The sequence below is a fragment of the Mesorhizobium sp. Arg314 genome (assembly GCF_053714275.1).
Map to the genome: position 1 here is coordinate 320,630 of NZ_JBSKBP010000002.1, position 12,163 is coordinate 332,792.

At 59.1% G+C, this 12,163-nt stretch carries 12 protein-coding genes; 7 read left to right on the plus strand and 5 right to left on the minus strand.

Features of this window, described 5'->3' with window-relative positions; translation table 11 throughout:
* Window positions 1-6: 6 nt before the first annotated feature.
* Window positions 7-1,002: a glycosyltransferase family 2 protein gene (locus ACWGS9_RS03640; protein ID WP_454503926.1), complete on the minus strand. Its 996-nt coding sequence runs from the start codon at window positions 1,000-1,002 to the stop codon at window positions 7-9.
* Between the two features lie 316 nt (window positions 1,003-1,318).
* On the opposite strand from ACWGS9_RS03640, the gene ACWGS9_RS03645 reads away from it, so the two are divergent.
* Window positions 1,319-1,648, plus strand: coding sequence for a hypothetical protein (locus ACWGS9_RS03645; protein WP_454503927.1), 330 nt, complete (start codon window positions 1,319-1,321; stop codon window positions 1,646-1,648).
* Window positions 1,649-1,932: 284 nt separating this feature from the next.
* On the opposite strand, the gene ACWGS9_RS03650 is transcribed toward ACWGS9_RS03645, so the two are convergent.
* On the minus strand, window positions 1,933-2,235 hold the full coding sequence (locus tag ACWGS9_RS03650) for a hypothetical protein (protein ID WP_454503928.1): 303 nt from the start codon (window positions 2,233-2,235) through the stop codon (window positions 1,933-1,935).
* Window positions 2,236-2,455: 220 nt separating this feature from the next.
* Here ACWGS9_RS03650 and ACWGS9_RS03655 point away from each other — a divergent pair, with 220 nt between their 5' ends.
* The 6 genes from ACWGS9_RS03655 to ACWGS9_RS03680 all read left to right on the plus strand — a co-directional run bounded on the left by ACWGS9_RS03655 (window position 2,456) and on the right by ACWGS9_RS03680 (window position 8,995).
* Entirely contained in the window at window positions 2,456-3,598 is a 1,143-nt protein-coding gene (locus ACWGS9_RS03655) for a helix-turn-helix domain-containing protein (protein ID WP_454503971.1), read from the plus strand.
* 235 nt (window positions 3,599-3,833) lie between these two features.
* Window positions 3,834-4,463 carry an ATP-dependent DNA ligase gene (locus tag ACWGS9_RS03660; protein ID WP_454503929.1) on the plus strand — a complete coding sequence of 210 codons (630 nt, stop codon included), beginning with the start codon at window positions 3,834-3,836 and terminating at the stop codon, window positions 4,461-4,463.
* A 283-nt stretch (window positions 4,464-4,746) separates the two neighbouring features.
* Entirely contained in the window at window positions 4,747-5,670 is a 924-nt protein-coding gene (locus ACWGS9_RS03665) for a porin PorA family protein (protein WP_454503930.1), read from the plus strand.
* Window positions 5,667-7,643 (plus strand): sensor histidine kinase, encoded by a 1,977-nt coding sequence (locus ACWGS9_RS03670; RefSeq protein ID WP_454503931.1) that lies wholly within the window; start codon window positions 5,667-5,669, stop codon window positions 7,641-7,643. The genes ACWGS9_RS03665 and ACWGS9_RS03670 overlap by 4 nt, the downstream gene beginning before the upstream one ends.
* On the plus strand, window positions 7,640-8,086 hold the full coding sequence (locus ACWGS9_RS03675) for a response regulator (protein ID WP_454503932.1): 447 nt from the start codon (window positions 7,640-7,642) through the stop codon (window positions 8,084-8,086). The genes ACWGS9_RS03670 and ACWGS9_RS03675 overlap by 4 nt, the downstream gene beginning before the upstream one ends.
* A 6-nt stretch (window positions 8,087-8,092) precedes the next feature.
* On the plus strand, window positions 8,093-8,995 hold the full coding sequence (locus tag ACWGS9_RS03680; RefSeq protein WP_454503933.1) for a GGDEF domain-containing protein: 903 nt from the start codon (window positions 8,093-8,095) through the stop codon (window positions 8,993-8,995).
* Between the two features lie 570 nt (window positions 8,996-9,565).
* Here ACWGS9_RS03680 and ACWGS9_RS03685 read toward each other — a convergent pair.
* Genes ACWGS9_RS03685 through ACWGS9_RS03695 form a run of 3 tightly spaced genes read right to left on the minus strand, consistent with a single transcriptional unit; the run spans window position 9,566 to window position 11,730 of the window.
* A complete protein-coding gene (locus ACWGS9_RS03685; RefSeq protein WP_454503934.1) occupies window positions 9,566-9,772 on the minus strand; it encodes a MucR family transcriptional regulator in 207 nt (68 codons plus the stop codon).
* The gene (groL, locus tag ACWGS9_RS03690; protein WP_454503935.1) at window positions 9,726-11,357 is read right to left on the minus strand and encodes a chaperonin GroEL; all 1,632 of its coding nucleotides are present in this window, start codon (window positions 11,355-11,357) and stop codon (window positions 9,726-9,728) included. The genes ACWGS9_RS03685 and groL overlap by 47 nt, the downstream gene beginning before the upstream one ends.
* Before the next feature lie 55 nt (window positions 11,358-11,412).
* Window positions 11,413-11,730 (minus strand): co-chaperone GroES, encoded by a 318-nt coding sequence (locus tag ACWGS9_RS03695; RefSeq protein WP_454503936.1) that lies wholly within the window; start codon window positions 11,728-11,730, stop codon window positions 11,413-11,415.
* Between the last annotated feature and the right edge of the window lie 433 nt (window positions 11,731-12,163).

Below are 12,163 nucleotides of genomic sequence, written 5' to 3' on the forward strand. Positions count from 1 at the left end.
ACATCTTCACCAGATCATTTCGCTATAGAGGGGCCGAAATTCGCTCGTGTCCTTTCGCATTCGTCTCATGCGCACCTTGAGCCATCGAGGAACCAATCGGGCCCTGCAATACTCTTCCAGCATATTGGGCAGGCGGGAGATCGCAATGCCCGGTTCCGTCTCGAACAGCCTGTTCAGCAGCCTGCCGGCCGCGAAAAACTGCCCGCCAATCAGAGCTCTGACAGCAAGCCACTGCATCATGTCGACCATATGGGCATCGAGATCTCTTCCGAATTGCGGGTATTTTTCGCGGAATTCGGCAAGCACGATTTCACATGAACGAAGCATCTGAATGACATCGCTCGACATGTTGACGTTCGTCACCCGGTAACCCACAAGGTGCTGAGGCACGACACGAAACTCGTAATTTTCCGCTATCCTGAGGCAGATCAGAAGGTCCTCGCATCCTTGGGCTTTCCTGGCCCGCAAGGACGGATCGAATTGTCCCGCCCGCTCGAATGCGGAGCGACGTACAAGCATCGAACTTCCGTTGCCGACAAAGTTCCTTCTGCACATGCGTTGCAGGACGCGACCGACGGCGTCAGGCTTGTTGTGCAGCGAAAATACTCGACCCTCCTCGTCGATATGTGCAAACCAAGAATAGGCCAGGCCTGCCGAAGAGCCACCTTCCTGCAATGCGCGCAACTGCAGTTCGATTTTGGTCGGGGCCCAAAGATCATCCGCGTCCACGAACGCCAGGAACTCCGCGTCGGTTGAAGCGGCACCGCGGTTGCGCGCGAGCGCGACACCGGCATTCGACTGTCTTACAAGGCGTATACGGCGGTCCTGCATAGCACAGGAGGCGACGATGGATGCGGACCCGTCTGTTGACCCATCGTCCACCACGATAATATCCAGTGCCTGGTAGTTCTGCCGGCAGATGCTGGTCAGGGTAGAGCGAATGGTTCGCTCGGCGTTGAACATCGGCACCACGACGCCTACCGTGGTTTTGTCCTGGATCATCGGCGGCTTCGTTGTCTCCAAGAGTTGGTAAAGACGGCTATGCTGGCATGGTGGTCAGTACTGCTCTACAATGATCGGGGCGAATTCGAGGCAATGTCGACTCGGGTGTTCCGTCAGTCTGTTTGGGAGATTCCGACCACAACAAAACGATATTGGATTCCAGAAACAGGCGAGACATTGGTTGCGCTTCAAAAAGGGGGCGGTGAAAGTATCGCCCTCCATAGCAGATCACCTCGCGCCCCTTACATTAGCTTTGTCTGATTAACGTAGTCAACCAACGAGACAAAGTGGCAGTGCATGAGTTTGAAATTTAGGAGTGGACGTTTTTGGCGTGTGCGAGATTATGAGCCATGCCGCGCAAACGCTCGCCGACGGCGAGGACGGACGTCGGGCCGCCGAAGCATTGCGCTCGTTGATCAGCGAGATCGTCCTTGCGTCCGGTGACAAGCGTGGCGAGGTGCATGCCGAGCTACGCGGCGAGTTGTTCGGTATCCTCGAATTCGCCAATCCCGAACAAAATCAAAGCTTTGACCGTATTATGACAAAAGGCGTTGCGGGTCCAGGATCTGAATCAAGGCGCCGCAGAGCATTTTGGGCGACCTGTATTAATGGTCGGGTCCCGCGTTTTTTTGCCGGAGGGATCTGACTGCCTCCAGCAGTTCGCGCTCGCCGGTGTGAGCGTTTCGATAAACGGCCACAACCATCACCGCCAAAATTTCAGCGTCCGGCTCCAAAGGATCGAGCCGTTCATCCGCGCAGACCTGATTGAACACGCGTTCGCAAACAGCCAGATCGAGAGGGCTTAGACAGGTGCCGTTAAGATGGCGACGCAGCATTGAGCGAACCTTTCAGGCCCGCCTTCCCTGCTTTGCGGCGGGCTTTTGTCACTGAGGCTTGAGCGATATTATCATCAATAGTATTGTGACAATATTACTCTGAGGCTCTGGATTGCGTTGTCAGTATCCCCAAAATCTGCGCGCACTCGCGGGATCTATATTGCCCGGAAGTCATCAGCTGGTAATAATCTTGCCGCTTGTGTTCCGGTATGCGGAAGCCACGGCGAAAGTCCGCCGCCTCTTTTGGTGTTCTGGTGCAGCCGAGCTTGCTGGCGCTCACTTTCAAGCTCGCCAATGAGCATCCGAGCTTTGCCGCAATGTCTTTCAATGGTTCGTTATTAACGTATCCATCAAGGATTATCTTGCGGCGTGCTTCTCTCGTGAGCTTTTCGTTCATTTCGTGGTCTCCTCAACATCGCTTTCACGATGCCGGAATCTATACGTGCGAGTTTGAAGAGTGTCGTTATCTTCGCATCCAGAAACTTATCTCGGGATGCATTTCTTGGTGTAATCCAGCGTGATCGCCGATGCAGTCGACAGGCTTGCCAGATGCCCCGGATACACCACATGATTGCGAGGGCATGGGCATACCGGAATCGGATATGGCACCACGCGCGATGGACGCTGGAAGGCAAAACGAGGCGCATGCCGGGCAGGCGCCGGAGCGTGAGCGACGCCGTTGGCCGCGCGACGTTCAACCTCACAACGAGGCCGCTCCACCACTCGCGTCGGTGCTGGCACCGTTGTCCTTTTCAACGCTCAAACTGGCACCGGAGGATCAATTCAACGCTTGGCAAGCGCATGTGGCACCGCTTGTCGAGGTCAAGTTGCCGGATGACAAATCGCCGGACGACGGCTTTTCCGCCGACCACACGGCTTGGAATCTCGGTGGCATGCTGATCGTTGAACAGCGCGCGCCGGCGCACAGTTATATGCGTTCCGCCGCGAAGCTGCGGTCCAGTTCGATCGATCACTGGTATGTCGTCCTGCCACATACTGGCCGGTCATGGACGGAGGTCGATCGCCGCGTCGCTGAGGGCCAGCCGGGCAAACTGGAGCTCAGATCTCTTGGCTACCCGTTCCGCGGCAGGACAACGGAATCCGAAAGTCTCTTTCTCTATTTGCCGCGTGATTTGTTCGCCGACGCGGCGGGGACCCTCGACGCAAACAACAATTCAATTCTGTCCGGAAACTTTGCCAATCTTCTGATCGACTACGTCAACAGTATCGTGACTAGATTGCGCGATCTCACGGCGGAAGATCTGCCCCGCATCGTACACGCAGCTCGCAGCATGATCATTGCCTGCCTTGCGCCTCCAGCGGAACATGCCGCGGCGGCCGAACAACTGGCGAGCATCGCGCTGATGGAGCGAGCGCGTCGATACGTTCAAAACAATCTGGACGCGGCTCGTCTGACACCGGATTCTATGTGCCGGGCGCTTGGCGTTTCGCGATCTCGTCTCTATCAGTTGTTCGAACCGAGCGGTGGTGTTCTCCATTACATTCAAAGTCGCCGCCTTTTGGCAGCCCATCTTGCGCTTAGCGATCCAGCGGACAACCGGCGCATTGTCGAAATTGGCGAAGCCTTCGGGTTCAGTTCAGCGGCCAACTTCAGCCGAGCGTTCAGCAAGGAATTCGGTTACAGCCCCCGCGAAGGCCGCAGGACGATGGTATTGCCGCGCCCCGCCCACTCTGTTTCGCTTGGCGAGCACGAGAAGGCCTCTTCCTTTGAAGGTTGGCTCAAGGCGCTTGGAAGCTGAGCAGGGCGTCGCCGGCCGCCATCGGAGACGGCACAAGTGATTCCGCGCCGATATCGAGATATGTACGCCAGGACAAGTATTTGGATGCGACGACAACGACAATGCGACCTTATTCGTAGATGTTCGTGATGGCTTAGCGGGGGCTCGGCACAGGCGGCAGGTTTCCAAGTTGGGGGGAACATCGGTCCGCCTGTGCCGATCGCGCCAACGCTGTCCGTCAATGGTGGTGGCGTAATTGGGTAAGTGTGCCAAGTTCGGCGGCCAACTGGAGTTCGTTCCGCCGCAGATGCCAACTCTTGTCGAGCAGCCGCCCGAAGGAGAGGGGTGGGTCCATGAGGCCGAGCTCGATGGCTACAGGACGCAGATTATCATCGATAAGGGCAGCGTGCGTCTCTACAGCAACAACGGCCATGACTGGACGACAAAATATTGGCCCATCGCCCTGGCAGTCGAACTGCCATGCCGGGCCGCCATTCTCGACGGCGAGGTGATTGTGTCGGGCGAGCGGGGTACACCCGATTTCCCTGCGCTGGAAGCCGCGATCTGGAACGAGCCGAGCCGGCTGGTGTTCGTCGCGTTCGACATTCTCCATCTCGACGGTCGCAATCTTGCCCCCTTGCCCTTGCTGAAGCGCAAGCAAGCGCTGCGGCAACTGGTCGAGCCTCGCGTGGGCAAGATCCAATACAGCGAGCATTTTGAGGGCGACGCGCTGGCGATCTTTCGCGCCGTCGAGAGAACAGGGCCTAATGGTGTCATCTCGAAACGCGCCAATAGCCGCTACCGGCACGGACCTTCTAAAACATGGCTGAAGGCCAAATGTGATCCCGCCCGGGCGGCGAAGGCCGCTCCGCCCCGTGGATCGTAATACTTCGAAATCACACCAGCGCTGCGTCAGCTATCTGCAAATTTCCAATTTGTTAACGATCAGTGAATGTTCATCGTGGGGATAACCTGCCGGCGACCATAGCGGATCATGCATCGCGACTACGCCGCGCAAGGGGATTGTTAAGAATGCGAGTTGGAACTTTGCCAAGCTTGACAGTCATGCTATTTCTTAATTGCGGGACAACGAACGCATGCAATATTGGTCGGCATGGGAGCGATTCCTGCCGAAAGTTGATTACCGTTGGCGAGCCGAGGGAGCGACGATGGGAACTGATGCCCAGCATGCTTCGGCATTGGTGAATGCTCCGCAGGCGCGGCGCTCGATACGTTTCCTGTGGATCCTTACACCACCAGCGCTTTTGATCATTACCGCAGCGATTATTCGATTGAGCCTTGGACCAGCCTTGGAGAGGCTGCCGGCTGACTACACCGCCAGCGTCACGCTCGAATCGGATAGTCGCTTTCGCCAGACGCCAGACGCCACCTTCACGGCCTTCCACCAGAAGGGCCGTCGTGTCGACCAGGTTCTAAATACCAACGGCGACGTTGCCGTTGTTCAGAGCCACGTCGATTGGACGACAGACACCGGTGAGGTGAATTACCAAACGACCGGCCTTTATGGTGTCGATCGCAGGACCCGCCAGAATGTGGCCGGTTACGGCGACGTTAGCCGCAGCGGGCAGTTCATGTTCCCACCGCGGCTCAAAGGTCTTGGTGATCGGATATGGGACCCCTATTATGGCGGTCCGCGGCACCTGGTTTTCGACCGCAATGAGGTGGTCGACGGTCTGGTGCTTGCCGTCTACCGCTTTACGATTGCGGGCCTCGACGAGACCAAGACCTACGGCTTTCTTCCCGACGTACCGGCGCGATTCCAGGCCCATACCGATGGCGAAGGCTCCCTGTGGATAGAGCCCATCTCGGGTACCCTCGTCGACATGACGGATAATGGCCACAGCTTTTTCGTCGATCCGGCCACCGGGAAGTCGGTGGGAGACTTCAGCATCTGGCATGCCAGCTATTCCGCGCAGTCCAAGGCTGATCTGTTCGGTGTCGCCGCTTCGTCCCGACAGCGTATCCTGGCGGCGCAAATCTGGGTGCCCGTCGCCTTGCTCGCGCTGGCCCTCGGTTGGTTGGGAGTCGGTCTGCTGCGGCTCCGCAACAGTGCGCGACCGAGTGCAGGATGAGCACGCGACCGCATGTGGATTCGCAAGACTCCTTGCCGCCTCCGCGGCTTGGAATTTCACAAAAGCTCACCCTGCTTTTCGCGCTCTTCGCCGCAATCCTGCTCGGCGCGACCGGATGGCTGGCATTTGACCAGGGCAAGGCGGCGCTTGAGGGCAGCGTCGTTGCCGAACTTCAATCGAGAGCGCTGGAAAAACAGGCCGCGATCGAGTCATGGCTTGATGAGCAGTCGAGCGAGCTGCGCGGGTTCAGCGAATCGCCCCACATTGTCGAGGACGTTACCAAGCTGGCCGATCTTCCGGCGGACGCTTCGCCCGACGATTGGGCCGAGTTCCGCGACGACCTTGCGGCGCGCACGGGAGAGGGGCAGGATTTTGTCGCCCTTTTTGTGATGGAACCGAAATCGGGCCGGGTCCTGACGGCGACGGACCCGGCCGATCTTGCCAGACAGGGCGCTGGCGAGCCTTATTTCGCCAATGGCAAGGTTCGCTCCGGCCTCTATCTGGTGCCGGACCGGTCCAGGAACGTTAACCTGTTGCAGCCGTTCTTGTCCGCTCCGCTTCGTGCCCGGAGCGGAACGCTTCTCGGCGTTCTGGTCGCCCGAGTCGGAGCACAGAATCTGGCTGCCGCCGTCGATCGGCGAGCGGGGCTCCGCGCGACCGACGAAGCGTACTTGATCGACACGCATGGGCGGTTTGTGAACAAGCCACGCCTGCTGAATGATGCGGAGCCGAGCACATACACCTCGGACAAAAGCGCCGCGGCAGAGCTCTGCCTCAAACACAATGATGGGCTGGATCTTTCGAATGACTACCGCGGCGTTCCGGCGATCAGCGTCTATCGCTGGATACAGAGGTATGGCTTGTGTCTCGTCACAAAGCTCGACAAGGCTGAAGCCTTTGCCCCTGTCTATCAACTTGGTCAGAGCCTCGCGATCGCTGGCGGCCTGCTTTTGGCCGTCGCTTCCGGGGCGTCGGGATTGATGGCGCGTACCATAACCAACCCCATTCGGCGCATCGAGGCCGGTGCCAGACGAGTCGAGGCGGGCGAGCGGGATGTAGTGCTGGCTGAGTCATCGAGCGACGAGCTTGGTCGTCTTGCGCGCGCCTTCAATCGAATGACGACCGCGCTTGAAAATCGGGAATCCGAACTGCGCGCGCATGCTGCCACCCTGGAGCAACGGGTCGCGGAAAAGACACGCGAGCTTGACCTGAGGGCAAGTGAGTTGGCCCGGTCAAATATCGAGCTGGAGCGCTTCGCCTATGTCGCCTCGCATGACTTGCAGGAGCCGCTGCGAATGGTGGCAAGTTATACCCAACTGCTTGGCAGACGTTACAAGGGTCGGTTGGACGCCGATGCCGACGAGTTCATCCATTTTGCCGTGGATGGCGCTGCGCGGATGCAGGCATTGATCAATGACCTGCTGGTCTACTCACGTGTCAGCACGCAGGGCAGTGCGTACGAGGCGATCGATTGCAATCTTGCGGTCGAGCGCGCCTTGACGAACCTCAAAGCGGCAGTAGTCGAGAGCGGCGCAATCATCCGAAAGTCGGACCTGCCGAAAATCGATGCCGATCGATTCCAGTTGGTTCAACTGTTCCAAAACCTGATCGGCAACGCCATCAAGTTCCGTGGCGATCGCGTCCCGGAAATTGAGATCGCGGCGCGGCGAGACAGCGGGGAATGGCTATTCTCGATCGCGGACAATGGCATAGGGATTGATGCCAAGTACATCGAGCAGCTTTTTGCCGTTTTCAAGCGCTTGCACACACGGGCCGAATATCCGGGGACCGGCATCGGTCTTGCCATTTGCAAAAAAGTTGTCGAACGCCACGGCGGTCGAATTTGGATCGAGTCCGAGGTCAATCGTGGCTCGACATTCTTCTTTACGCTCCCCTGCCGGGATATAGAAGACACCAGTCAAGCACGGAAGTTGGCTCCAACGTCCTCGGCACCTCAAATGGACCCGGTATGAACCTCAGTTCGACTGAACGCCCCATCAACATTCTCCTCGTCGAAGACAATCCCGGCGATGCTCGGCTCACGATCGAGGCCTTGCGAGACGCAAAGGTGCGCAACGAACTCAACGTCGTGCAAGACGGAGTCGAGGCCATGGCAATGTTGCGGCGAGAAGGGCGCTATGCCGATGCGCCACGTCCGGACTTGATCCTGCTTGACCTCAATCTGCCCCGTATGGACGGCCGCCAGGTCCTGGCCGAAATCAAGGCGGACGAAAACTTACGACGTATTCCGGTTGCGGTGCTGACCACCTCGCAGGCCGAGAAAGACATCCTGACCAGCTACAACCTGCATGCCAACTGTTACATCACCAAGCCCGTCGACCTGGATGAATTCGTACGCGTAGTGCGCGGGATCGAGAACTTCTGGCTCTCGATTGTGAAGCTACCGCCGGAGTAGCGCGAGTTGAGCGAAAGCCCGTTAAACATCCTACTCGTTGAAGACAATCCCGGTGATGCTCGGCTGATCCGGGAACTGCTCGCGGATGGAAGCGGCACGAGCTTCGTGATCTCTGAAGTGAATCGGTTGGCCCATGGCCTCGAGCAGTTCGCCGACCAGAGCTTCGATCTCGTATTGCTCGACTTGTCTCTCCCCGACAGTACGGGTTTGGATACGCTTCGCCGGTTCCAGACGACCGCCCCGGACGTCCCGGTCATCGTGCTGACAGGTCTCAACGACGAAGGATCGGCGATTCAAGCGGTTCGCGACGGTGCGCAGGACTATCTCGTCAAAGGGCAGATCGACGGGCAGCAAATTGTTCGCGCCATCCGCTATGCCCGGGAGCGCCATAGAATGGTGCTGCAGATAAGGGACCTGTCGCTCGTCGACGACCTAACCGGCCTTCACAACCGTCGTGGCTTCGCAATGCTCGCCAGAGAGGTGATGAAGCGCGCCGTCAGGGCCGGAGCGGGGCTGGTGGTGACTTTCGTCGATCTGGACGGCATGAAGCGCATCAATGATCGTTTTGGTCATGAAGTCGGTGACCGGGCGTTGATCAGGACAGCAGGGGTTCTGCGTTCCGTTTTCCGGGTGTCAGATGTGGTCGCCAGAATCGGCGGCGACGAGTTTATCGCGATGACAGATGGCGTCGACGGGGCAGCCGTCGACCTTCTGCGTCGCCGCCTCGCGAGCGCCGTGGAGGATCACAATCGCGAATCGGCGGGGGAGCCGGCACTGGCCCTCAGTCTGGGCTTCGCCCACCACAATCCAACAACGGAAACGTTGAAATCTCTCGACGCTTTGATTGCAGAAGCGGACGAGGCGATGTACGCGGATAAAGATAGCCGCCGGACCAAGGCGGCCCGCTGATAACCTCTCCTTGAAAATATTTGGCTCCCCAAGCCGCGCGTAACTGCGAACTATGAGTTGCCGATCCCCCTCAACACTGCGCCGGAGCCTTCCCCCAAGCTTCGCAAGCGGGATCGCCAGCGCGCGGAGCGGATCCGGATGGCAGGCGGTCCAAGACTATCGCTGAGGCAACGGGCAGTCGCGCTTGCCCAAGAACGAGAAGCGGTGCGAACGCGCGACCTTACGAACATCGGTATTTCCCCGATCCTACCCAGCCCGGATGTCCAACGAGGGCCTGCTCATCAAGGTCGGCTATGGAACCTATCGGGCCACAGATCAGGACGTGGAATGATCGGGCCGGCGATACCGAGCCGATCTGCAGATGGTCGGGCAGGGGGCCAACAGGTTTGAGTCTCAGTGCCACCAAACTGTCGGATAGTTGGTTTGGAGCGGGAGCGGGAAACCGCTACATCGTCAGACCCACCATCGGGACGCTCAGCCTAAAGCGTCGCCGAAGGCGGGCGTGGGCTAGGTAGGCTACCCGCGCCTGACGAGGCGCCCGAGGTTGGACGCTCCGAAAGCCTACGTTCATTAAGCCCCGGGCTTGCGCTTGGCAGGAGCTCTTTTGGTGGGAGTCGGCTGCAACTTGCGCCCCAGCCCCGCTGCTTGAGCGAGCATCGATCTTCGAGCCGCGTAATTAGGCGCAACCATTGGATAATCCGCTTCCAATCCTCCCCTGACGGCCCACGTGTCAGTATCCCATTCCGCCCATGCCGCCACCGGGTGAAGGCGCGGCATCCTTGGCCGGAATGTCGGTAATCATGGCTTCGGCGGTGATCAACAGGGCGGCGATCGAACCGGCATCCTGCAGTGCCGTGCGCACCACCTTGGCCGGGTCGACGATGCCGGCCTTGATCATGTCGACATAGGTCTCGTTCTGGGCATCAAAGCCCTGATTGGCGTCTTTGCTGCCAGTAAGCTTGCCGACGACGATCGAGCCTTCGACGCCGGAATTCTCGGCGATCTGGCGGAGCGGCGCCTCGAGTGCCCGGAGCACGATCGCGATGCCGGCGGTCACGTCGGCGTTGGCGCCGGTCAGGCCGCTGAGCGCCGACCTGGCGCGCAGCAACGCCACGCCGCCGCCTGGAACGATGCCTTCTTCGACGGCGGCGCGCGTGGCGTTCAGCGCGTCGTCGATACGGTCCTTCTTTTCCTTGACTTCCGATTCGGTGGCGCCGCCGACGCGGATGACCGCAACGCCGCCGGCGAGCTTCGCCAACCGCTCCTGCAGCTTTTCCTTGTCATAATCGGAAGTTGTCTCCTCGATCTGCCTCCTGATCTGGGCGATGCGGGCCTGAATGGTGGCCTTGGTGCCGGCGTCGTCGACGATTGTGGTCGTGTCCTTCTCGATCAGCACGCGCTTGGCACGGCCGAGCATCTCGATGGTGACATTTTCGAGCTTGATGCCGAGATCCTCCGAAATCATCTGGCCCGAGGTGAGCACGGCGATGTCTTCCAGCATGGCCTTGCGGCGGTCGCCGAAGCCCGGTGCCTTGACGGCCGTTACCTTGAGGCCGCCGCGCAGCTTGTTGACGACCAGCGTCGCCAGCGCCTCGCCTTCGACGTCCTCCGAGATGATCAGCAGCGGCCTGCCGCTTTGCACCACGGCTTCGAGGATCGGCAGCAGCGCCTGCAGATTGCCGAGTTTCTTTTCGTGGATAAGGACGTATGGGTCCTCCAGTTCGGCGCGCATCTTGTCGGTATTGGTGACGAAATAGGGCGAGAGGTAGCCGCGGTCGAACTGCATGCCCTCGACGACGTCGAGTTCGGTCTCGGCGGTCTTGGCTTCCTCGACGGTGATGACGCCGTCATTGCCGACCTTGTCCATTGCTTTGGCGATCATGGCGCCGACGGTGGCGTCGCCATTGGCGGCGACGGTGCCGACCTGCGCGATCTCGGCCGACGACTTGACCTTCTTGGACAGTTTCTGGACTTCCTTGACCACGGCGGCAATAGCCTGGTCGACGCCGCGCTTGAGGTCCATCGGGTTCATGCCGGCCGCGACGAGCTTGGCGCCTTCGCGCAGGATCGAGGCGGCCAGCACCGTGGCGGTGGTGGTGCCGTCACCGGCAAGGTCGTTGGTCTTCGAGGCCACTTCGCGCACCATCTGCGCGCCCATGTTCTCGAACTTGTCGGTCAGTTCGATCTCCTTGGCCACCGTCACGCCATCCTTAGTGACGCGCGGCGCGCCATAGGCCTTGTCGATGATGACGTTGCGACCCTTGGGACCGAGCGTCACCTTGACGGCGTTGTTGAGGAGTTCGACGCCGCGCAGCATGCGGTCGCGGGCATCGGTGGAAAACTTGATTTCCTTGGCAGACATGATTGTTCATCCCGTTCGAAAATTGGAGTGGGCGGTTGCCGTGAAGGCAGACCGGTCAAGCGGCGTTCTTGGCAGCCACTGTCTTCCCGATGATTCCCGTGATGTCGGCTTCCTTCATGATCAGAAGGTCTTCGCGGTCGATCTTGACCTCGGTGCCGGACCATTTGCCGAACAGGACAAAGTCCCCGGCTTTGACATCGGGCACGATGAGTGCGCCGCTTTCGTCGCGCGCGCCCGAGCCGACGGCGATCACTTCGGCTTCCAGCGGCTTTTCTTGTGACGTGTCCGGAACGACGATGCCGCCCTTGGATTTGGTGGTGTCGCCTTCGGCGCGGCGAATGACGACGCAGTCGCGGAGTAGCCGAAGTTTCATGGGGAGCTTCTTTCTGGGGCCGGCATGGGCGGCCGCCGCTTCTGTATAGCCCCATTGGCACTAGATAGATAGGCGTGCGAGAATTATTTCTCGTGAATATCCAAGAAAGCAAACGAAATAATTCAAGCTGCGAAGAAAATCATTGGCATTGGAGGAAAATTTTCTGCGGACTTGAATTACGGAGACGTGGATCTGTTATTTCAAAGGTCCAATAAAAAGCGCTGCGACCTGGTTTGGAACTCAATTGAGGCGCATAGGTAAAACTCGTTATTTGGTCGAGTTGGCTTTGTGGCAGAGCCTCGCCATTCGCCGCCAAATTTTCGGAAACGAGAGCATACGCCGGTTCTGCACATTTCGTTTCAGTTCGAATGTTGGAATGAAACCGACGCTGACCAGGGATATACTCGCAGCGCCGCAGAGACCGAGCCGGGCC